The 21,831-nt window shown below is 68.1% G+C and carries 19 protein-coding genes; 10 read left to right on the top strand and 9 right to left on the bottom strand.

Annotated features, from left to right (window positions below):
- Positions 1-14: 14 nt before the first annotated feature.
- Together ACAD63_RS28540 and ACAD63_RS28535 are read left to right on the top strand one after the other, a co-directional pair.
- Complete coding sequence (locus ACAD63_RS28540) at positions 15-863, top strand: FAS1-like dehydratase domain-containing protein (RefSeq protein WP_195431334.1); 849 nt, start codon at positions 15-17, stop codon at positions 861-863.
- Positions 864-890: 27 nt separating this feature from the next.
- Positions 891-2,051 carry an acyl-CoA dehydrogenase family protein gene (locus tag ACAD63_RS28535; RefSeq protein WP_135705107.1) on the top strand — a complete coding sequence of 387 codons (1,161 nt, stop codon included), beginning with the start codon at positions 891-893 and terminating at the stop codon, positions 2,049-2,051.
- Between the two features lie 182 nt (positions 2,052-2,233).
- On the opposite strand, the gene ACAD63_RS28530 is transcribed toward ACAD63_RS28535, so the two are convergent.
- Positions 2,234-4,663 carry a TonB-dependent receptor gene (locus tag ACAD63_RS28530; RefSeq protein WP_195431332.1) on the bottom strand — a complete coding sequence of 810 codons (2,430 nt, stop codon included), beginning with the start codon at positions 4,661-4,663 and terminating at the stop codon, positions 2,234-2,236.
- A 158-nt stretch (positions 4,664-4,821) separates the two neighbouring features.
- Between ACAD63_RS28530 and ACAD63_RS28525 the strand changes: the two genes are divergently transcribed.
- From ACAD63_RS28525 to ACAD63_RS28500, 6 genes are all read left to right on the top strand, one after another.
- Positions 4,822-5,658 carry an ATP-binding cassette domain-containing protein gene (locus ACAD63_RS28525; protein ID WP_434034128.1) on the top strand — a complete coding sequence of 279 codons (837 nt, stop codon included), beginning with the start codon at positions 4,822-4,824 and terminating at the stop codon, positions 5,656-5,658.
- Positions 5,655-6,659, top strand: a complete 1,005-nt coding sequence (locus ACAD63_RS28520; RefSeq protein WP_133098315.1) for a PQQ-dependent catabolism-associated beta-propeller protein — start codon at positions 5,655-5,657, stop codon at positions 6,657-6,659. Before ACAD63_RS28525 ends, ACAD63_RS28520 begins: the two co-directional genes overlap by 4 nt.
- Positions 6,652-7,842: an ABC transporter substrate-binding protein gene (locus ACAD63_RS28515; protein ID WP_434034127.1), complete on the top strand. Its 1,191-nt coding sequence runs from the start codon at positions 6,652-6,654 to the stop codon at positions 7,840-7,842. The genes ACAD63_RS28520 and ACAD63_RS28515 overlap by 8 nt, the downstream gene beginning before the upstream one ends.
- A gap of 10 nt (positions 7,843-7,852) precedes the next feature.
- Complete coding sequence (locus ACAD63_RS28510) at positions 7,853-8,662, top strand: ABC transporter permease (RefSeq protein WP_133098317.1); 810 nt, start codon at positions 7,853-7,855, stop codon at positions 8,660-8,662.
- A gap of 208 nt (positions 8,663-8,870) precedes the next feature.
- Entirely contained in the window at positions 8,871-10,622 is a 1,752-nt protein-coding gene (locus ACAD63_RS28505; RefSeq protein WP_434034126.1) for a PQQ-dependent methanol/ethanol family dehydrogenase, read from the top strand.
- An 84-nt stretch (positions 10,623-10,706) separates the two neighbouring features.
- Positions 10,707-11,027 carry a c-type cytochrome gene (locus tag ACAD63_RS28500; protein ID WP_133098319.1) on the top strand — a complete coding sequence of 107 codons (321 nt, stop codon included), beginning with the start codon at positions 10,707-10,709 and terminating at the stop codon, positions 11,025-11,027.
- Between the two features lie 74 nt (positions 11,028-11,101).
- On the opposite strand, the gene pqqE is transcribed toward ACAD63_RS28500, so the two are convergent.
- The 6 genes from pqqE to ACAD63_RS28470 form a co-directional block, all read right to left on the bottom strand.
- A complete protein-coding gene (gene pqqE, locus ACAD63_RS28495; RefSeq protein WP_434034125.1) occupies positions 11,102-12,271 on the bottom strand; it encodes a pyrroloquinoline quinone biosynthesis protein PqqE in 1,170 nt (389 codons plus the stop codon).
- A complete protein-coding gene (gene pqqD, locus ACAD63_RS28490) occupies positions 12,243-12,527 on the bottom strand; it encodes a pyrroloquinoline quinone biosynthesis peptide chaperone PqqD (RefSeq protein ID WP_133098321.1) in 285 nt (94 codons plus the stop codon). Before pqqD ends, pqqE begins: the two co-directional genes overlap by 29 nt.
- Entirely contained in the window at positions 12,524-13,216 is a 693-nt protein-coding gene (pqqC, locus tag ACAD63_RS28485; protein WP_434034124.1) for a pyrroloquinoline-quinone synthase PqqC, read from the bottom strand. The genes pqqD and pqqC overlap by 4 nt, the downstream gene beginning before the upstream one ends.
- Entirely contained in the window at positions 13,213-14,130 is a 918-nt protein-coding gene (gene pqqB, locus ACAD63_RS28480) for a pyrroloquinoline quinone biosynthesis protein PqqB (protein WP_195431313.1), read from the bottom strand. The genes pqqC and pqqB overlap by 4 nt, the downstream gene beginning before the upstream one ends.
- Before the next feature lie 85 nt (positions 14,131-14,215).
- Positions 14,216-14,290, bottom strand: a complete 75-nt coding sequence (pqqA, locus tag ACAD63_RS28475) for a pyrroloquinoline quinone precursor peptide PqqA (RefSeq protein ID WP_012355514.1) — start codon at positions 14,288-14,290, stop codon at positions 14,216-14,218.
- Between the two features lie 222 nt (positions 14,291-14,512).
- Positions 14,513-16,489: a sigma-54-dependent Fis family transcriptional regulator gene (locus ACAD63_RS28470; protein WP_434034123.1), complete on the bottom strand. Its 1,977-nt coding sequence runs from the start codon at positions 16,487-16,489 to the stop codon at positions 14,513-14,515.
- Between the two features lie 287 nt (positions 16,490-16,776).
- On the opposite strand from ACAD63_RS28470, the gene pedF reads away from it, so the two are divergent.
- Entirely contained in the window at positions 16,777-17,250 is a 474-nt protein-coding gene (gene pedF / locus ACAD63_RS28465; RefSeq protein WP_133098325.1) for a cytochrome c-550 PedF, read from the top strand.
- 81 nt (positions 17,251-17,331) lie between these two features.
- Complete coding sequence (locus ACAD63_RS28460) at positions 17,332-18,243, top strand: substrate-binding periplasmic protein (RefSeq protein WP_135705116.1); 912 nt, start codon at positions 17,332-17,334, stop codon at positions 18,241-18,243.
- A gap of 15 nt (positions 18,244-18,258) precedes the next feature.
- Here the strand turns inward: ACAD63_RS28460 and ACAD63_RS28455 are convergent, their stop codons facing one another.
- Both ACAD63_RS28455 and ACAD63_RS28450 read right to left on the bottom strand, forming a co-directional pair.
- Positions 18,259-20,670 (bottom strand): spermidine synthase, encoded by a 2,412-nt coding sequence (locus ACAD63_RS28455; protein ID WP_434034122.1) that lies wholly within the window; start codon positions 20,668-20,670, stop codon positions 18,259-18,261.
- 15 nt (positions 20,671-20,685) lie between these two features.
- Positions 20,686-21,321 (bottom strand): protein-L-isoaspartate(D-aspartate) O-methyltransferase, encoded by a 636-nt coding sequence (locus tag ACAD63_RS28450; RefSeq protein ID WP_135706258.1) that lies wholly within the window; start codon positions 21,319-21,321, stop codon positions 20,686-20,688.
- Positions 21,322-21,831: the final 510 nt, after the last annotated feature.

Raw genomic sequence — 21,831 nt, 5'->3', positions numbered from 1 at the left:
ACCAGAGAGATGTGATGGACGTTGTGAAGTTGAAGGAATGGATCGGCAGGACCACTGAGAGCCAGGACGAGATCACTGCCTATCCCGTAAAGGCCCTGGCGGCAACGCTGGACTATGAGAACCCCGTAACGGTCCGCGGCACGGCCATCGCGCCGCTCTGGCACTGGCTGTACTTCCTGCCGCTGCACCGCCAGTCCGAGCTGGGTTCGGACGGCCATGCCAGCCGTGGCGGCTTCCTGCCGCCGGTGCCGCTGCCGCGCCGCATGTGGGCCGGTGGCCGGCTCTGGTTCCACCAGCCGCTGCGCGTCGGCGATGCGGTCTCCAAGGTGTCGCGCATCCTCGATGTGAGCGCCAAGACCGGCCGCACCGGGTCGCTCGCCTTTGTCACGGTCGAGCACAAGTACTCGGGCCCCGATGGCCTGGCGGTCACGGAGGAGCATGACATCGTCTACCGCGAGAACGCCTCGCCCAACGCGCCCGCACCGGAACCGGTCCCGGCGCCGACGGACGAGGAGTGGGTCCAGGAGGTGGCGACCGACCCCGTGCTGCTGTTCCGCTTCTCCGCGCTGACCTTCAACGGCCATCGCATCCACTACGACAAGCAATACGTGACCGCGGTCGAGCACTACCCGGACCTGATCGTCCACGGCCCGCTGCAGGCGATGCTGCTGATGGAACTGGTGCGCAATAACCTGCCCGATGCGGTGGTCAGGCGCTTCTCTTTCCGCGGTGTCCGGCCCACCTTCGTGCCGCAACGCATTTACGTCTGCGGCAAGCGCAGCCAGGACGGCAAGTCCGTCGAGCTGTGGATCCGCCATGAAGACGGCGCCCTCGCGATGAGCGCGTCGGCAGAACTGAACTAACCCCCAAGGCAAGTTGGAGGCAAGGCTGTGCAGAACCGAATCGATGAATACCAGGAAATCCGTGAAGCCGTGCGCGACCTGTGCGGGCAGTTCTCGTCGGAGTACTTCCGCAAGGTTGACGAAGTGCGGGGCTATCCCGAGGAATTCGTCAATGCACTGACCGCGGCCGGCTGGCTGGCCGCGCTGATCCCGGAAGAGTATGGCGGTTCGGGCCTGGGCCTGACGCAGGCCTCCGTGATCATGGAGGAAATCAACCGTGCCGGCGGCAACTCGGGCGCCTGCCACGGCCAGATGTACAACATGGGCACGCTGCTGCGCCACGGCTCGGCCGAGCAGAAGAAGCTGTACCTGCCCAGGATCGCCAGCGGCGAACTGCGCCTGCAGTCGATGGCCGTGACGGAGCCGACCACGGGCACCGACACGACAAAGATCAAGACCACCGCCGTGCGCAAGGGCGACAAGTACGTCGTCAACGGCCAGAAAGTGTGGATCTCGCGCGTGCAGCATTCGGACCTGATGATCCTGCTGGCGCGCACCACGCCGCTGGCCGAGTGCACGAAGAAGTCGGAAGGCATGTCGATCTTCGTCGTCGACCTGCGCGAAGCGATCGGCAAGGGACTGACCGTCCAGCCGATCCTCAACATGGTCAACCACGAGACCAACGAGCTGTTCTTCGACAATCTTGAGATTCCGGCCGAGAACCTGATCGGCGAGGAAGGCAAGGGCTTCAAGTACATTCTCGACGGCCTTAACGCCGAGCGCACGCTGATCGCTGCCGAGTGCATTGGCGACGGCTACTGGTTTATCGACAAGGTGACCAAGTACGTCAACGAGCGCGTGGTGTTCGGCCGCCCGATCGGGCAGAACCAGGGCGTGCAGTTCCCGATCGCCAGGGCCTTCGTCAACGTCGAGGCTGCCAACCTGATGCGCTTCAAGGCGGCAAAGTTGTTCGACGCGCACCAGCCGTGCGGTGCCGAAGCCAATATGGCCAAGATGCTGGCGGCGGATGCGTCGTGGGAAGCGGCCAATGCCTGCCTGCAGTACCACGGCGGCTTTGGCTTCGCGGCGGAGTATGACGTCGAGCGCAAGTTCCGCGAGACGCGCCTGTACCAGGTGGCGCCGATTTCGACGAACCTGATTCTTTCGTACGTGGGCGAGCATATCCTGGGGATGCCGCGCTCGTTCTGAGGCGATTACGCGCGAGCGCTGGTGCTTGCCACCACCCCGGCGCAAACGCTCCCTTCTCCCGCGCGCGGGGCCTCGCTGGGCCGGCGCTCGCACGCTGATGGATTTCATCCGCCTGCACCTCGAACGGCCGGCCGAAAACAGGGGGCGGCGCAGCTTGCAGGCGCCCTCCTGAGGGCCATTCCCTACATCCGGTACACCAGCCCCACCCAGACGCTGCGCGGCGCCCCCGGCGCCACGAACAATGCCGTCGCGGCATCGCCTGGCGCCACGTGCGGCTGCACCAGGCTGCCGCCGGGAAAGACGTTGTTCGCCACCTGCCCATAGGTCTCGTAGCGCCGGTCGAACAGGTTCGCCACGCGCGCATAGACCTCGAAGCGCTTGTTGACCTTGTACGTCGCGCGCAGGTTGACGGTGGCGTAGCCAGGCACATGCCAGTCGGCGGTTTTGGGCGGCTGGCCTGGTTGCGTATCCCCGCGCAGGCCGTCCTCGTTGCCGCTGGCGACGCTGCCGGACACGGCGACCAGGTCGGCGCCGAGCGTCAGCCCGGCCAGCGGCTGCCAGTCGGCGCCAAGCTTGAGCGTGTGGCGCGGCAGGCCGGCCATGCGCATGCCGGGCTGGATCTCGATGGTGCGTTCGCCGACCGCCAGCTGGCCTGCCGCCTGGTAGGTGGCCTGCAGGTAGCTGTAGGCCAGCCGCAGCGTAACGTCGCCAACCCGCTGGCGCGCGCTCAGGTCGAGCCCCTGGTTGCGGGTGCGGTCGAAGTTGGCGAAATAGCCGAGCCGGGTGTCGGGCGCGCGCAGGAAGAGGATGTCGTCGTGGTTGTCGATGCGGTAGAGCGTGGCGGTGACCTCGGTGTCCTTGCCGGGGCGCCAGCGCACGCCGGCTTCATAGGCGTGCGAGACCACCTGCTTCAGGTAGGGATCGGCCTGCAGCCCGGCCGGCAGGCGGCACGGGCGCGCGGGGTCGGCGCAGCCGAGTTCGAGCACCGTGGGCACGCGGTTGTTCTGCGCGTAGCCGCCGAAAACCGTGACGCCGCCGCCCAGCTTCTGCACCAGCCCCAGCGCGGGATTGAGGCGGCGGTAAGTAAAGTTCTCGCGCGGCTGCTCGCTGCCGTCGCTGTTGCGCAGCGTATTGCTGACGGTGGCGAGATTCCACCGCGCCGACGCCGTCAGGAAGGTGCTGGGTGTCAGCGACCAGGTGTCGGCCAGGTAGGCGCCGAAGGTGCGCGCGTTGCCGCTGACGCCGGAGAACAGCGCATTCGGCTCCGCCGGGTCGGCCACGGCGCCGCGGTCCGCGGTAAACGTGCCGGGCTGCTCGAACTGGGAATAGGTCAGGCGGCTGCGGTCCAGGCTGACGCCGGCGTTGAGCACGTGGCGATCGGTTTCCCGGGAGAGGCTGAGCGCCACGCCGACGGTCTGCTGCCGCATATGGGTGGTGTTGACCACGGCGGGATGCAGCGCGGCGCCTTCGGCGCGGGTCACGCCGCAGTCGCCGCTGCGCGGGCTGCCGTCGGCATTGAAGCCGTCCTCGCAGGCTTCCGCATATTCCTCGTAATCGGGATTGACGTCGCCATTGGTGGTGTCGCGGCGGCTGTTGCGCACGTAGGCGAGGGCGGCGGCGCTGGTCTTGTCGTCGAACCAGTGGCGGCCGTTGACGGCAACCTGGGTCACCTGGTTGCGGGTCTGGTCCGGGTAGGTATACACGGCGCGGCGGTTCGATTGATAAATATCGGGCAGCGTCGCGCTGCCGTCGGCCCGGTAGGACGGCACCAGCCCGTTGCCGGTCAGCGTGCTGCGGCCGTGCAGCAGCGAGACGTCGACGCTGTCCGTATCGCCCGCATAACCGGCCTTGGCGAACACGTTGCCGAGCCGCCCCGACGACTGGTCGCGCCAGCCGTGCTCCTGGAACAGCGTGCCGGCGGCGAAGGCGTGCCAGCCACTGTCGTTGCGCACGCCGCCGGAAAGGTCCGCGCGCTTGCGGCTGCCGCTGCCATAAGACAGGTCAGCGGTAAAGCCCGGAGAGTCCAGCCCGGAGCGGGTGGTCATAACCAGTGCGCCGCCCAGGCTGTTCAGGCCATAGGCCGGATTGCCGCTGGATACCAGCGATACGCTGGCGAGCGCGGCCTCCGGGATCATGTCCCAGCTGACCACGTCGCCAAAGGGCTCGTTGACGCGAATGCCGTCGAGATAGACCGAGAGCCCCTGCGGCACGCCGGGGATCGATGAGGCACGGAAGCCCCGGTAGGTGATGTCGCTCTGGAACGGGCTGCCCTGGATGTCGTTGACGTTGACGCCGGCCAGGTTGCGCGCCAGGTACTCGGTCAGGTTGCCGGCCCGGGTTCCGTCCAGCTCATCGCCGCGCACGGTCTGCACGGTGTAGGGCACCAGGTCGCTGGCGACGCCGATACCGGGCAGCGGCGCCGCGGCGACCACCAGTACTTCGGGCAGCACCGCGCTGTCCTGTTTTTGAGCAGCGCTGTCCAGTTGTGCAACAGCGGGACGCTGGAGCAGCAGCGCCGCTGCCATGGCGATGGCCGTGGCAGCGCAGCGGCGGCGGGCCGCGGCATGGCGGAAAGCCTGCCTTCGCGCGGCAGGGAACGGGCTGGCTGGCATCTTGCATCTCCTCGGGCGTACACGGCGCCGCCTGCATCGGGCGGCACCTGAAATCGAACTGGCTGAGGAGTGAGCAGGTTCCGTACCGCGGGCATCGGGAAACACCCCCGGCCTGTTGCGGAACGCCGACCTGTGAGGCCGACCACCATTCCGGGAGCATGGCTTTGGCTGACATCACCGCTACCGACGCGCCGCTGGCGCTGTACTGCGCGGGCGTGCGCAAGGCGTTCGGCGCGCGCGTGGCGCTGGACGGGGTCTCGCTCACCGTGCGGCGCGGCGAGTTCGTGGCGCTGCTCGGTCCCAACGGGGCCGGCAAGACCACGCTGTTCCAGATCCTCAGCGGCCTGTTCGTCGCCGATGCCGGGCGCGTGACGGTGCTGGGCAGCGATATGCTCGGGCACGACATGGGGCGCGTTCCGGTGCGCGCGCTGGCGCGCCTGGGCATCGTGTTCCAGCAGCCGGCCATCGACCTGGACCTGCCGGTGCTGGCCAACCTGCGCTTCCACGCGGACCTGCACGGGCTGCCGCGTCGAGTCGCCACGCAGCGCATCGCCCGGTTGCTCGATGACTTCGGCCTGGCCGCGCGGGCGCACGCGCCGGTGCGCGAGCTGTCCGGCGGCAACCGGCGCAAGGTGGAGCTGGCGCGAGCGCTGCTGCACGAACCGGCGCTGCTGCTGCTGGATGAGCCCACCGTGGGCCTCGACCCGGCTTCGCGGGCGCAGCTGGTCGGCATGGCCAGGCGCCTCGCCGCGCAGGCGCAGGCCGGTGTGCTGTGGGCCACGCACCTGGTGCAGGAGGTGGAGCACGCCGGCCGCGTGATCGTGCTGGACCGAGGCACCGTGCGCTTCGATGGCACGCCGGCGGCGCTGCGCGACGCGGCCGGGCGCGACGACGTTGAGAGCGCATTCCTGGCCTTGACGCGGGCACCGGCCGCTTCTGTCGCCGCTTCCGCCGCCGCTTCTGCCAACAACCCCGAAAGGAGCATCCCCGCATGAACCAGATGCCATCGCCCAGGTGGTTCGCCATCACGCTGCTGCTGGTGACGGCATTGCTGGTGGCCGCCGGGCTGGCCGAAGCGGCGCGCGTGGCCACTGGCCAGGTGTTCGTGTCGAGCGAGAAGGACGATGCCATTGCCGCCTTCGATGCGCGCAGCCGGCAGCAGCTGGCCGTGTGGCGCCAGTGCAAGCGGCCGCGCCACCTGCAGCTCTCGCCCGATCGTGCGCGCCTGTATGTAGCCTGCAGCGACGACCACCGCGTCGACGTGGTCGACGTGGCCAGCCGCAAGACGCTGGCTTCGCTGCCGGTGGGCGACGACCCTGAGCTGTTCGACCTGAGCCTGGACGGCCGCATGCTCTATGTCTCGAACGAAGAGGATGGCCTGCTCTCGGCCTACGACACCGCTTCGGGCAGGCGCGTGTTCGCGGTCAAGGTGGGCGAGGAGCCAGAGGGCGTCAAGGTCAGCGCGGACGGCAAGCGGGTCTACGTGACCTCGGAGGTGGCCAACCTGGTCCACGTGATCGACGTGGCCACGCGCAAGGTGGTGAGCAATATCCAGGTCGGCAACCGGCCGCGCCGGCTGCTGCTGTTGCGCGACGGCAAGGAGTTGTGGGTCTCGAACGAGCTGTCCGCCAGCGTCAGCGTGATCCGCACCGATACGCTGGAGGTGGCCCATACCATCCACTTCACGCCGCGGGGCTTCCGCGCCGGGGATGTGACCCCGGTGGGGATGGCGGCCAGCAGCGACGGCACGCGTGCCTATGTCGGGCTCGGGCGTGCCAATCACGTGGCGGTGGTGGACGTGGCGTCGCGCCGGGTGCTGGACTATGTGCTGGTCGGCCGGCGCGCTTGGGGGCTGGCGCTGAGCCGCGACAACGCCAGGCTCTATGTCGCCAACGGCCTGTCGGACGATGTCAGCGTGGTGGATGCCGCCAGCGGCAAGGCGATCGCAACCCTCAGGGCGGGCCGGGTGCCGCACTCGGTAGCGATCGATGACTGAACGCCTGCGCTCGCGCTGCCAGGCGGTTGCCGCCGCATTTGGCCTGTTCGCGGCTACCGTGCAGGCCGCAGAGGTGCGCGTGGCGGTGGTGTCGCTGGCCGGCGATCCACGCCATGAACCCCGCCGCCTCGCGCAGCGCTATCCGGGCCAGCCGCAAGGCCGGGCACTCGACGGCGCACAGGTGGCGGCGTCGGAGGCGCGTTTCGCCTTGGAGGCGATGGGCCAGTCGCTCAGGCTCGATGCGCAGGAAGCGCGCAGCGAAGCCGAAGTCGGGACTATGGTCGCGGCACTGGCGCGGCAGGGCACGCGCTTTATCCTGCTCGACCTGCCGGCCGCGTCGGTGCGGCAGGCGGCGGCCGCCGTCAGGCCGGGCGAAGCCCTGCTGTTCAACGTCTCGGCCCATGACGACGACCTGCGCGGCGCCGCCTGTTCGCCCGTGCTGCTGCACACGCTGCCCAGCCTGCGCATGCGCGCCGACGCTCTGATGCAGTACCTGGCGCAGCGCAAGTGGCGCCGCGCGCTGCTGCTGAGCGGCCCGTCGGCGGGCGACGCGGCGCAGCGCGACGCGCTGGTCCAGTCCGCGCGCCGCTTCGGCATCGCGTGGTCGGCGCAACGGACGTTCAGGCTGTCCAACGATCCGCGCGAACGCGACCAGGCCAACCTGAACCTGCTGACCAGCGGCACCGACTACGACGTGGTGGTGGTCGCCGATGCCGACGGCGAGTTTGCCCGCGGCGTGCCCTATGCCACGCAGCTGCCGCGCCCCGTGGCGGGTGCCAGCGGCCTCGGCGCCCAGGCCTGGCACTGGGCCTGGGAGCGCAATGGCGGGCCGCAGCTCAACCGGCGCTTCACGCGCGCGGCGGGGCGCCCGATGACGGGCTACGACTGGGCCGCATGGGTGGCCATCAAGGCGATCGCGGAAAGCGTGGCAAGGCAGCCGAAGGCCGGCTTTGCCGCGCAGGCACAGGCGCTGGTCACCGGCAAGGTGGTGGTGGACGGCTTCAAGGGCCCGCCGCTGTCGTTCCGGCACTGGGACCGCCAGTTGCGCCAGCCGGTCATGCTGGCGCACCCCGACGGCGTCGTTGCCGTGGCACCGGTGGAAGGCGTGCTGCACCCGAAGAACAACCTCGACACCCTGGGCGCGGACGAGGCCGACACCCCGTGCCGCGCCCCGTCCTCGTAAGGCGCAACCCATGGCCACCGTGCTGATCCATCGCTGGCGCGCGCTGCGCGCCGTCTGCGGGCGCGAGCTGCGCAAGTACCTGCGCCAGCCCGGGCGCCTGCTGTCGTCGCTGGTGCGGCCGCTGCTGTGGCTGCTGGTGTTCGCGGCCGGCTTCCAGAATGCGCTCGGCGTCGCGATCGCGCCGCCGTATGAGACCTACATCGAATACAAGGTCTACGTGGCGCCCGGGCTGCTCGGCATGATCGCGCTGTTCAACGGCATGCAGTCGTCGCTGGCGATGGTGTACGACCGCGAGATGGGCGTGATGCGCCTGCTGCTGACCGCACCGTTGCCGCGCGGCTGGCTGCTCGGCTGCAAGCTGGTGGCGGGCACGGTGCTGTCGCTGCTGCAGATGGCCGGGTTCCTGCTGGTGGCGATGATGTTCGGCATCCGCTTCGAGCCGCTGCACCTGCTGCTTGCAAGCGGCGCCATGGCGCTGGCTGCGCTGATGCTGGGCGCGCTGGGACTGCTGCTGTCGGTCCATGTGCGCCAGCTCGAGAACTTTGCCGGCACCATGAATTTCGTGATCTTTCCGATGTTCTTTGTCAGCTCGGCGCTGTATCCGCTGTGGAAGCTGCAGGAATCGGGGGCGGAGATCGTCTATCAGCTCGCGCGCTTCAACCCCTTCACGCATGCGGTCGAGGCCATCCGCTTCGCGCTGTACGGGCAGGTGGCTCCGGTAAGCCTGGCGGTGGTGGCAGGCTGCGCGGCAGTGTTCTTTGCACTGGCGCTGCACGGCTACGACCCGCAGCGTGGCATGGCCCGCCGGGGGCAGGCTTGAACCGTGCCGCGCCCGGCATGGATGGCTGTTCAGATCTGGAGCAGGTGCAACGCAGTGTTGCGTGGTGACACGGCCGCCGGCACGCAATGCGGCCGCATCCGGCGTGCTCGCGCGGCAATCCGATTGGCATGGGAATTGCCGTGTTCGTGTCTGGTGTGTGGTGCATTGGCGCACCGGTGGGAAACCAAAACAAAGAGAGGAGAAGGCAATGAGGACGTTACGAGCAGTGATGGTTGCCACGGCAGTCGCGGCCGCTACGGCCAGCGTGGCCGCGCAGGCGGCAGTGACCGACGCCATGATCGAGAACGACGCAAAGACCCCCGGCGACGTGCTGTCGTGGGGCATGGGCCCGCAAGGGCAGCGCTACTCCACGCTGGCGCGCATCAATACGAAGAACGTCGGCAACCTCGTGCCGGCGTGGTCGTTCTCGTTTGGCGGCGAGAAGCAGCGCGGCCAGGAAGCGCAGCCGCTGATCCACGACGGCAAGATGTTCGTGACGGCATCGTATTCGCGCATCTACGCGCTCGACCTGAAGACCGGCGCCAAGCTGTGGAAGTACGAGCACCGCCTGCCCGAAGGCATCATGCCGTGCTGCGACGTGGTGAACCGCGGCGCGGCACTCTATGACAACCTGGTCATCTTCGGTACGCTGGATGCGCAGCTGGTGGCGCTGGACCAGAAGACCGGCAAGGTGGTGTGGAAGGAAAAGCTGGAGGACTACGCGGCCGGCTACTCGTACACGGCCGCGCCGCTGATCGTCAAGGGCATGGTGCTGACCGGCATCTCGGGCGGCGAATTCGGCGTGGTCGGCCGCGTCGATGCGCGCGATGCCAAAACCGGCCAACTGGTGTGGTCGCGCCCGGTCGTGGAAGGCCACATGGGCTACAAGTACGACAAGGACGGCAACAAGACCGAGATCGGCGTGACCGGTGCCGAGAACGCCAGCTGGCCTGGCGAGACCTGGAAGACCGGCGGCGCTGCCACCTGGCTGGGCGGCACCTATGATCCGGCCACCGGGCTGGTGTACTTCGGCACGGGCAACCCGGGGCCGTGGAACAGCCATATCCGCAAGGGCGACAATCTCTACTCCGCGTCGACGGTGGCGATCGATCCGGCCACCGGCAAGATCGTCTGGCACTACCAGAACACGCCGAACGACGGCTGGGACTTCGACGGCGTCAATGAGTTCGTGACCTTCGACCTCGATGGCAAGCGCATGGGCGGCAAGGCCGACCGCAATGGCTTCTTCTATGTCAACGACGCGCGCAGCGGCAAGCTGGTCAACGCCTTTCCCTTCGTCAGGAAGATCACCTGGGCCAGCGGCATCGACCTGAAGACCGGCCGGCCCGACTTTATCAGCGAAGGCCGTCCCGGCGACCCGGCCGCCGTCGCCGACGCGAAGAAGGGCAAGTCCGTGTTCGCCGCGCCCGGCTTCCTCGGCGGCAAGAACCAGCAGCCGATGGCCTACAGCCCGCAGACCGGCCTGTTCTATGTGCCGGCCAACGAATGGGGCATGGACATCTGGAACGAGCCGGTCAGCTACAAGAAGGGGGCGGCTTTCCTGGGCGCGGGCTTCACCATCCAGCCGCTGAACCAGGACTACATCGGCGCGCTGCGCGCGATCAATCCCAGGACCGGCAAGATCGTCTGGGAGGCGAAGAACGGCGCGCCGCTGTGGGGCGGCGCGATGACCACCGCCGGCGGCCTGGTGTTCTGGGGCACGCCGGAGGGCTACCTGAAGGCAGCCGACGCGCGGACCGGCAAGGAACTGTGGAAGTTCCAGACCGGCAGCGGCGTGGTGGCGCCGCCGGTCACGTGGGAGGACAACGGCGAGCAGTATGTGGCCGTGGTATCGGGCTGGGGCGGCGCGGTGCCGCTGTGGGGCGGGGAAGTCGCCAAGCGGGTGAATTTCCTGGAGCAGGGCGGATCGGTGTGGGTGTTCAAGCTGCACAAGAGCTGAACGCGGGCGAGTCGATGGGCATGCACGCTGGCATCGCGATGCCGATGCCGGCGTGCCGGCAGAACGAAACAGCGAGACAAGGGTATGAAGAAGGAATGGATGGCGCTGGCAGCGGCGGTACTGCTGCCTTGCGCGGCGCAGGCGGGCACGGCGGCCGAGATGCAGGCACTGGCTGACAAGAACGGCTGCTTTGCCTGCCACGGCATGCAGTCGAAACTGGTGGGGCCCGGCTTCGCCGAAGTGGCGGCGAAATACAAAGGGGACAGCCAGGCAGCCGGGCGGCTGGCCAGGAAGATCCGCGAAGGCGGCAAGGGGGTGTGGGGGCCGGTGCCGATGCCGGCGCATGGGAATCTCGGCGAGGCGGATGCGAAGCAGCTCGCGGAGTGGGTGTTGAACGCAGGGTAGGAACGCGGGAGGAATGAGGGAGGAATGAGGGAGAAGGGCGGAAGCCCGGCTGGCGCGAGCCAGCCGGGCTTTCTTTACTTGCGCGCAGCGCTCAGGCGCAGGGAGTTGCCATCGCTGCGGAACACCATCGGCTCGCCTTCGCCACGCGGATGCAGGGCCGCCAGCCGTCCCTGCAGCACGATCTTGCTGACCTTGCCGTGGTCGGCGGAGCGCTCGCAGACCGGGTCCGTGGCGGCGGGGTCGCCGGTCAGCAGGAAGGCCTGGCAGTGGCAGCCGCCGTAGTCCTCCTCGCGGTGGTCGCAGGACCGACACGGTTCCTGCATCCATGCCGTGCCGCGAAAGCGGCGGAATGCCTCGCTGTCGCGCCAGATCTCGCGCAACCCCTGCGTCGTCACATTCGGCAGCGCCAGCCCCGGCAGCATGCGCGCCGCATGGCACGGCAGGGCGGTCCCGTCGGGCGCCACGCCCAGGAAGGTCGTGCCCCAGCCATTCATGCACTTCTTGGGCCGGTCCTCGAAATAGTCGGGCACCACGAACAGGACCTGGCAGCGCTTGCCGATGCGCGCGCGGTATTCCCTGACCACGGCCTCGGCCTCCAGCAACTGCTCGCGCGTGGGCAGCAGCGCAAGCCGGTTCTCCCACGCCCAGCCGTAGTACTGGGTATTGGCCAGCTCCAGGTATTCCGCTCCCATCTGCAGCGCCATCTCGATGATGGTGCCGACATGCGGCAGGTTGTGCCGGTGCAGCACGCAGTTCATCACCATCGGGTAGCCGTGCGCCTTGATCATCCGGGCCACGCGCTGCTTCAGGTCAAAGGTGCGGGTGCTGGACAGGAAGTCGTTGAGCTCGCGCGTGGAGTCCTGGAAGGACAGCTGGATATGGTCCAGCCCGGCCTCGCGCAACGCCGCGAGCCTGGCGTCGGTCAGGCCCACGCCCGAGGTGACGAGGTTGGTATAGAAGCCCAGGCCATGCGCATGCCGCACCAGTTGTTCCAGGTCCTTGCGCAGCAGCGGCTCGCCGCCGGACAGGCCGAGCTGCACGGCGCCCAGCGCGCGTGCCTGGCTGAATACGTCGCACCACTGCGCGGTGTCGAGCTCGGCCGTGTGCCGCGCATAGTCCACCGGGTTCGAGCAGAAGGCGCAGTGCAGCGGACAGCGGTAGGTCAGCTCGGCCAGCAGCCACAGCGGCGGGCCGGGCGGTGCGAGGGTGGTGGCGTCAGACCAGCCAGCCGCGTTCGGTCGCATGTTTGACAAAGGCGTGTACCTCCGGGGCGATGCCCTGCACGCCGAATGCGGACTGCAGGTCGTCGATCAGCATGTCGAGCGTATGGCCGCCGTCGCAGCGCTGCAGGATCGCGGCGGCGCTGTCGTTGAGGGTGACCATGCCTTCCGGGTAGAGCAGCACCCAGCTCTGCTGCGCCTCTTCCCATTGCAGGCGGAAGGTCCGGTGCAGCAGCGGGCGGGCGAGGTCTGGCGTCGCGTTGGCTGTGATGGCTGTCATGGCTGGGCGTGCTGGATGGCGTCGAGCATCGACCAGAGGACGTCGAGCTTGAACTGCAGGATGTCGAGCGCGCGCTGCTGTTGTTCCGGCGTACGGAAGAAATCCAGCGTCACGCGCAGGCCATGGTCGACGTCGCGCTGCGCCAGCGGGATGCGCGAACGGAAATAGTCCAGCCCGGCGGCCTCGATCCATGGGTAATGCGTGGGCCAGCCCGCCAGCCGCTCCTTGTGGATCTCCGGCGCGAACATCTCGGTCAGCGACGAGCACACCGCCTCCTGCCACGGCGCGCGGCGGCCGAAGTTGACGTAAGCGTCGACGGCAAAGCGCACGCCCGGCAGCACGTGCCGCTGGTCCAGCAGCGCATCACGCTCCAGCCCCACGGCCTGGCCCAGCCGCAGCCAGGCCTCGATGCCGCCGGGCACGATGTCGGTGCCGTCATGGTCGAGGATGCGCACGATCCATTGCCGGCGCGTGTCGCGGTCGGGGCAGTTGGACAGGATCGCAGCATCCTTCAGCGGGATATTCGCCTGGTAGTAGAAGCGGTTTGCCACCCACGCGCGGATCTGCGCGGGCGAACACTCCCCCGCGGCCATGCGCCGGTTGAACGGATGGTGGATGTGGTAGCCGCTTTCCTTGGCACGCAGGCGGGCCTCGAACTCCGCGGGGCTCCATGCAATGGAATGTGTCATAGCGCGATCTCCATGCCGTCGCAGGCCAGCTCGATGCCGTGCCGCGCCAGCTCGGCGCGTTCGGGCGAGTCTTCCACCAGCACGGGGTTGGTGTTGTTGATGTGGATAAGGATCTTGCGGGCGGCGGGCAGCCGGTCGAGGATTTCGATCATGCCGCCGGGGCCGGACAGCGGCAGGTGGCCCATGTCGGCGGCGGCCTTGGCGGAGAAGCCGAGCGCCTGCATCTCGTCCTCGCGCCAGAAGGTGCCGTCGACCAGCACGACGTCGGCGTCGCGCAGTTCCGCAAAGACGCGGTCGTCGACGCTGCCGAGGCCGGGCGCATAGAATGCGCGGCGGCCGCTGCGGCAGTCTTCGATGCGCAGGCCGATGTTGTCGCCGGCGCGCGGGGCGTTGCGGCTGGGGGAATAGGGCGGGGCCTTGCTTTGCAGCGGCACGGCAGTGAGCCGCATGCCCGCCAGCGGCGGCACGGTGAACGGCGTGCCGTCGCAAGGCAGCGCGTGCGTCTGCACGCCGCAGTAGTGCGACAGCATGCGGGTCAGCGGAAAGGCCGCGCCAAGGTCGTCGAGGACCGCCGCGGTCGCATAGAGCGGCAAGGCGTGGCAGTGCTCGCGCAGCATCAGCAGGCCGGTGACGTGGTCGATCTGCGCGTCCATCAGCAGCACCGCCGCGATGGCGCTGTCGCGCGGCGCGCGCGCCGGCTGCAGCGCCGGCGTCTGGCGTAGCTGCTGCAGGATGTCGGGCGAGGCGTTGACCAGGATCGCGTCCGGCCCGTCGCCGGACAGCGCGATCGACGACTGCGTGCGCGGCGTGGCGCGCACGGTGCCGCGGCGCACGCCGTCGCAGTTGTGGCAGTTGCAGTTCCACTGCGGGAAGCCGCCGCCGGCGGCCGACCCCAGTACCCGGATGATTGTCATGGCGCGAGCGCTTGGTCGTGGGCATGGCGTCACGGAGCAGGCGCGCGGCCCGGCAACGCGGGCGTTGCGCCTGTCCGGGGCGCGATCAGCGGTTGGCGATATACATCGTGATCTCGAAGCCCAGCCGCAGCTCGGTGTAGGCGGGGGTGGTCCAGGTCATGTCTCTCTCCTTGGATGGCGTGGTTAGTGAATATCGTTGTGGCGCGGCAGGCTGGCTGCCGCATCCTTCTCGAGGCAACATCCATGCCCGGGATTTCCTCGCATCATGCCGCCGGGTGAAGGCCTGGCCGATGCCCGTGCGCGCCTGCTCCCTGTGTCACGACTGTTTCAAAATGGGACACCTGTCCAGGAACGGGACACCACTGCATCGTGGCGGGCGCGCTCAACCGGGCTGGTGCGGCAGCCCGCGCGCCTCTTCCATCTTGCGGTAGACGGTATTGCGCGAAATGCCCAGCGCCTTGGCCGCCGCCGAGATATTGCCGTGGTGGGCCCTGACGGTGGCGACGATGGCCTGGACCTCGACCTCGGCCAGCCGCGTCGGCTGCGCGGCCGGCGGCGCGCTCGCCAGGGCATGGGCAGCCGGCGTGGCCGCGCGCGCCTGCCGTTCGCGCAGGTCGTCCAGGAAATCGTCGGGCAGGTGGTCTTCAGTGATCTCGGCTTCGCCTTCCGCCATCAGCCGGGCGATGCGCAGCAGGTTGCCGAGCTGGCGGATATTGCCCGGCCAGTGGTAGGCGCGGAACATCTCCATCACCGAGTCCCTGATGCGGGGCGGCACGCCGGCGGTTCGCTCCTGGCGCAGCAGCTTGCCCGCCACCACGTCCAGGTCGCTGCGCTCGCGCAGCGCGGGCAGCCGCACCACCATGCCGTTGAGGCGGTAGTACAGGTCCTCGCGGAACTGCCCGCCGGCGACCATCTCGCGCAGGTTGCGGTTGGTGGCGCACACCAGCGAAACATCGATATGGATCACCTTGCTGCTGCCTAGCGGCTGCACCGCGCGCTCCTGCAGCGCCCGCAGCAGCCGTCCCTGCAGGTGCAGCGGCATGTCGCCGATCTCGTCCAGGAACAGCGTGCCGCCGTTGGCCAGCAGCATCTTGCCGATGCCGCCCTTTTTGCGGGCGCCGGTGAAGGCGCCTTCCTCGTAGCCGAACAGCTCCGACTCGATCAGGTTCTCGGGGATCGACGCGCAGTTCACCGCGATGAACGGTCCGGCGCGGCGCGGGCTGTCGGCGTGGATGGCGCGCGCCATCAGTTCCTTGCCGGTGCCGGTCTCGCCCAGCACCATCACCGGGATGTCCTTGCCGATCACCTTGCGGAGCTTGCCGATCACGGCCCGGATCTGCGTGTCGCCGGTGTCCAGGTCATCCAGCCCTTCCGGCCCCGCGGGCCCGGACGGGTCGGCGCGCAGGCGCTGTGGCGCCATGACGGCGTCGTGCGCATCGGGGCGCGCCTCGTCCACGCCGGGCACCGCGGCCCGGCCGGTCTTCCATTCCACGCGCGCGCTGACCTTGACGCCGCTGGGCAACTGCAGCTGCACCATGCCCGCCTGTGCGGCGCGCACCACATCGAACAGCTGCGACATCGACAGGCCGAACAGCGACGAGAAGGTATGCGCCTGCAGCGCGCCGTTGGACAGGCCCAGCTGGAACTGCCCGCTGCGGTTGGCCGACAGGAAGCGCCCGCCCGGCGTGAACGACACGATGCCCTCCACCAGCGTGCCCAGGAACTCCGCGCGCGAATGGAAGCGGATGCACACCATGTCGCGGAAAGCATTGCCGAACAACTGGTTCTCGATCATCTGCGCCGACATCCGCACCAGCGCCATGGTGTGCTTGTGGAAACCGCGCTGGTCGCCGGTCACATCGAGCGCGCCGACGGTCTTGCCGTAGGGATCGAGGATGGTCATGCAGGAGCAGGTCAGGAACTGGTTGGCCTCCAGGAAGTGGTCGGCGCCATGGACCAGCGTGGCCCGGTTCTCGGCCAGCGCGGTGCCGATCGCGTTGGTGCCGCGGGACGCTTCCGACCAGTCCGCGCCGGCGCGCAGCGCCACCTTGTCGGCGCGGGCCAGGAAGTCGTCGTCGCCCAGCGAGTGCAGGATCAGGCCATCGGCGTCGGTCAGGATCACCATGCTCTGGGTGTTCACGATCTGGTCGTACAGCGTTTCCATCACCGGCAGCGCATAGGTGAACAGTGACTGGCTGCGTTCGATGCGGGTCTTCAGTTCGCTCTGCAGCACCGGGCAGAAATCCGGCGACTCATAGGGGCGCAGTCCGTAGGAAGCGGAGCGCTGGTGGGCCTGGGCAATCAGCTCGGCGCGCTCGGGTTGCGCGGGTTCACCCGCCGGTGCGGCTTGGATGGTCATTTCTGTGTCTCCTGTGGAAGGTCGCCCGCGATCTTTGCGCGGGTCGCTGCCGGCGCCTTCAGCGGGCGCGTGTCCGACAGTGTTGCGCCATGAAGCAAGACGCTTGCCAGAGTGTGGCATTCCGGGACACCGGCGCGGCGATGACTGGTGCCGCTGCGGCAGGACCGGCCCCGGCCAGTGCTGCTGCGACGCGGTTCCGCGTCCGGTCTGGCGCGTGCCGCACCCGCTGGTATGGCTCTTGCGGAAATGGCGTCAAACACAACACCCATTCACCGCAGGAGACATCCATGAACACGCAGCGCCATCTGCTTGCCTTGCTATCGCTTTGCGCGGCCCTTGCCGCACCGTCCACCGCGCTCGCGCACGGCGACGTCACGCCGCAGGCCGTCGACACCAAGGCCCTGCCACAGCTTGGCGACGAATGGCGTCCGGACAATCCCTACCGCGCCGGCGCCGCGCAACAGGAAGCGCAGCGCATCGGCAGCTCGGCCTACAACCAGAACTGCGCGCGCTGCCACGGCCTGGAAGCGGTGTCCGGCGGCATCGCCCCCGACCTGCGCAAGCTCGACGGCGACTGCGTGTCGCTGGCCGATGCCAAGAAGAAGCAGGCCTGCATGGGCGAGATCTCGCAGTTCTACACCACCACCGTGCGCAAGGGCCGCACGCGCGACGGGCGCGTCTATATGCCGCCGTTCGAAGGCGTGCTGAGCCAGGAAGCGGTGTGGGCGATCAAGACCTACCTGGAATCCCGGCGCGAGTGAGGGCCGCGCACGGTCCCGCAGGCCGTGCCATTCGTCTTGCTGCTCCGACAACCATCGTCATTCGATTCCAGGAGAGACCTCATGCCTGCCAGCCCAGTCAGTGGCCAGAGGCTTTGCCAGACCCCTGCCGCACCCGCCGCACCGGCATCGACCCGGCGCCGGCTTTGCGTCGCCTTGCTGGCGGCCGGCGCGCTGCTCGGCACGCAGCCGGCATTGGCCGACCTTGCCAGGATCCGCCAGAACGGCTTGCTCAAGGTCGCGGTCTACAAGGGCCTGCCGCCTTTCTCGGCGGCGGCGGGCAGCCAGTACGAAGGAATCGACGTGGCGCTGGCCCGGGCCCTGGCCAGCGAACTGGGGGTCTCGGTGTCGCTGCTGCCGTTCGATGCCGACGAGAACATGTCCGATGACCTGCGCTCGATGGTGTGGCGCGGCCACTACCTCGGCTACGGCCCGGCGGACGTGATGCTGCACGTGCCGGTCGACCGCGCTTTCATGCGCGCTAACGACAAGGCGCTGATCTTCGCGCCTTACTACCGCGAGACCTTCGTGCTGGTGCGCGACCGCGAGCGCCTGCCGGACGTGCGCAGCCTGGACGACCTGGCGGGCCAGCCCGCCGGCGCGGCGGCTGGCTCTGCCGGCGCCAACGCGCTGCTGTCCGGCGCGGGCGGTGCCTTGCGCGACAAGGTGAAGATCTACCCCGAGGCCGCCCAGGCGCTGCGCGCGCTCTTCGCCGGCGAGATCGCCGCCGCGATGGTGACCCGCGCGCAATACGAGAGCGCGCTGCGGGCCGCCGGCCAGTCCGCGGCGCGCTTTGGCACGGCGGACGTCAGCTCGCCGCTGTTGCCGCCGCGCGGCTGGGCCGTCGGCATGGCGATCAAGGCCGGCGACAAGGAACTGGCGCAATCGCTGGAGATTGCACTGGACGCGCTGCGGCGCAAGGGCGAACTGGCGCGCATCTTTGCCGGCTATGGGGTCACAATGCAGGAGCCGTGAAGCGCGGGCGGGCCGTCATGGGCAGGCCAGCGCTGCAGCAAAGTACAACAGCAGCGCCACCAGGATCACCACGGTAAAGCCGGCATGGATGGCAACCAGCGTGGCCAGCACCGCCGCCACTACGGATGCGCAGGCGTTGATGCCCCAGGCCCACGGCACCAGCGCTTCGTCGCCGGCCGCGACCCGGCTCAGGCCGAGCGGAAAGGGCATGCCCATCAGGAACGCCAGCGGCGCGATCAGCAGTACCGCGACGGCAATCCGGGCCCGATCGGGCAACGCGATCAGCAGCCTGAATACGGCGGGCAGCGCCACGAGGTAGAGCAGCGATACCACCCAGATGCCGGTGATCGCCAGCATCGCCTGGCGACCATCGCGTGCAGGGAGGCGTTGCGAGTAGCGGCTGCCGAGGCCGGCGAAGCAGAGGAAGGCACACAGCACCACCGCGATCGCATACAGTGGATGGCTCAGGAACAGGATGAATTTCTGGATGAAGGCGATCTCGACGAACATGAAGCCGACGCCGACTGCAAGGAAATAGAAGCCGACGCGCCATGCGTGCGGACGCTGGCGGCCGTTTGTGGTGACGGGGGGGCGCCGTCGGAGTACTCGCAGCGGGACCACGATCAGCAGCAACGCCGCGGCGGTGGCCTGCAGCAGCGTGGCGACCAGCACCGGATAACCCCATTCCAGCAGCGGCAGGCCGCCCTGCGACTTCAGCGCCAGCAATTCAGGCAGCGTGCGCCATTTGAAGAAATGGAAGAAATAGGGTTTGTCGTCGGTTGCGGGCCGCACGTCGAACTTGTATTCCGACAGGAAGCGCGCACGTTCGGGACCGAGCAGGGCTTGCGCAGTTTCGAAGAAGTAAGGCTTGTCGAGCACGTTGTAGCGATTCGCCTGGCTTGCCTGGATGCCGGGAAAGTATTCGACGTCGAATGAACGGGCGCGGCAGAAGGCCTGCAGCGCCGCAAGCTCCGCCGCGTCGAACGCGCCGTTCTTCACCAGCAGCGTTGCCGTCTTCCAGCCGCGGATCAGCACCAAGCGCAGCGCAGGCGCGGGCACGTCCATTCCTTCCATCGCCGCCACGGCGGTGGCGAACAGCTTGGGAATATCGCGCGGCGGCAGCGTGACCCAGCGCGTGATCGCCAGCATGCCGTCGGGGCGAAGATGGCGCAGGTAGCCCTGGAAGGCTTCCACGGTATAGAGATAGCTCTCGGACAGCGCATACAGACCCGCCGAGGACGTGCTGAACGAGTCGAGCAAGGCGACCTGGATCAGATCGTAGCGGTCCTTGCTCGCCGCCAGGAAGCCGCGCGCCTCGCCGGTAAAGACGCGCACGCCCGCTGCGCTGTAGGGTTTGCCGGAGAACGCGGCAAAGCGGCCCTGGACCAGTTCGATCACCTGCGGATTCAGCTCCACCGCATCGACGGCGCTGGCGTGATGCCAGATCGCCTGCAGGACGTCCGCTCCGGCGCCACTGCCCAGCACCAGCACCTTAGGGTTTTGCAGCAGGTGGAACGGCAGGGCAGAGGTGAGGTCGCCAAGGTAGGCCAGCGGCTCGCGCCGGCCGTCATAGCGGTTGAGCGCGCTGAGCCCGTCGCCGTCCGTCAGCACGGCCAGTTGCGGCGGCGGCTCGGTGCTGGCATTCAGGCTCAACCCGGGCGCGTGACGCAGCGGGATCGACGGGCTTTCCACTACCGTGACCAGCCCGAGCGGACTGGAGCGCTGGGCCACCAAGCGTGCATCGCCGATGCGCAGCAGCTGGCTCAGTTCCTTGTACTCGGATGGCCGCAGCGCGATCCATGCTCCAGGCACGGCAGCCGGCACCATCGCCGCCATCAGCAGGAACGCCGGCAACCATCGGCGATGCCAGCGGCATTCCACGCACGCCAGCGCGGCCGCCGCCATGCCTGCGGCGCTGACCAGCCGCAGCGCCCCCACCGGGCTCAAGGCGAACAGCGCCACGATGATCCCAAGGCAACCCAGCCCCGCACCCAGGATGTCGAAGCTGTACACGCGGTGGATTTGCGTGTCGAAGCGCGAAAACACCAGGCAGACGCTGGTCGCCGCGCAGAAGAACGGCACGAACAGCAGCAGGTAGAGCAGCAGCAGGCGCAGCGGCTGCGATGGCTCCCACAGGATTTCGAGCGGATTGAACGCGACCAGTTGGGCAATCGCGAAACAGGCCATCGCGGTGGCGCCGAAGAGCAGGGCGCCCGCCACGAACGCCGGCATGAAATGGCGCAGCAGCACCGGCCGTGCGAAGGCGACCAGCGCGCCGGCCGCGCCATAGCCAAGCAAGGCGACGCTGATCATCATGTAGGCGAAGTGGTGCCACAGGATGATGGAAAGCAGCCGCATCAGCAGGAGTTCATAGCCCAGCGCGGCGGCGGACAACAGGGCCAGGGCAAGCAGCGGCGGTCGTGGCATGGTGCCGGCGGCGCGCTATGGCTTTCTGACCAGCGGCACGAACCTGACCGGCAGGATCTGCCGGGTGGACACGGCGCCGTCGGCGGCCTTCTCGACCAGCAGCAGGTATTGCGTCATGAACTGCGCGCCCACCGGGATCACCATGCGGCCACCTGGCTTGAGCTGGCGGATCAACGGAGGCGGCACATGGCTGGCCGCAGCGGTGACGACGATGGCGTCATACGGCGCGTGCTCCTCCCAGCCGTAGTAGCCATCGCCGACTTTGCATGCCACTTGCTGGTAGGCCAGCCGCTTAAGCCGGTCACAGGCCTGCCGTCCCAGCGGCTCGATGATCTCGATGGTGTAGACCGCCTTGACCAGTCCGGCCAGCACAGCCGCCTGGTAGCCCGAGCCGGTGCCGATCTCCAGCACGGTATCGCCGGGCTTTGCCATCAGCAGGTCCGTCATCAGCCCGACGATATAGGGCTGCGAGATGGTCTGGCCATGGCCGATGGGCAATGGACGGTTGTGATAGGCGTACGGCTTCTGCGCATCCGGGACGAACTCGTGCCGCGGCACCTGGCCCATCACCGCCATGACGCGCCGGTCCAGCGTGTGCCTGCCGCTGGTTGCGCCGGTTTCGGCCGCGATGGCGGCGATCTCCTTCACCATGTCGGCGCGCTCGGCCGCGCTTGCGTCCTGCGCGCCGGCGCTGCGCCATGGCAGCGCCACGGCCAGGGCGGCGGCGAGCAGAAAAAGGGCGTGTGACGGTTTCACGGCAAGCAGCGGTAGGTTGCCTTATGGACATCGTAGTCACGAAAAGGCGCGCGTCTAAGGGCTCCGGCCCGGCGGATGATGCACATGAACAAGAAAGTGGAAACCAGGGCACTTTCAGTGTTTTTTGAAAAAGACTTGCCACTTTCTTTCTGAGGCACTAATATTCGCCCCCTCCTGCAGCGCGAGCAGCCATGCAAGCATGGCAGGGGAATTGGTTGTTTGAGATTTACTTCGGCTGGCAGCGCCGGTCGGAAAAAGAAAGTTCTCGAAAGTAGTTGCTAAATCGTAGAAAATTCTTTAAGATCTCGTTTCTTCGCTGCTGACAAAACAGCGACGCGACAAGCAAAGCGAATCGCGCAAGTTCTTTAACAAACAAACACCGATAAGTGTGGGCGCTTGATAACG

It is taken from the genome of Cupriavidus sp. a3, from assembly GCF_051015765.1.
Lineage (GTDB): Bacteria > Pseudomonadota > Gammaproteobacteria > Burkholderiales > Burkholderiaceae > Cupriavidus > Cupriavidus oxalaticus_A.
The sequence above is the reverse complement of the archived record's forward strand: the minus strand, read 5'-3'. Positions and strand labels throughout refer to the sequence as shown.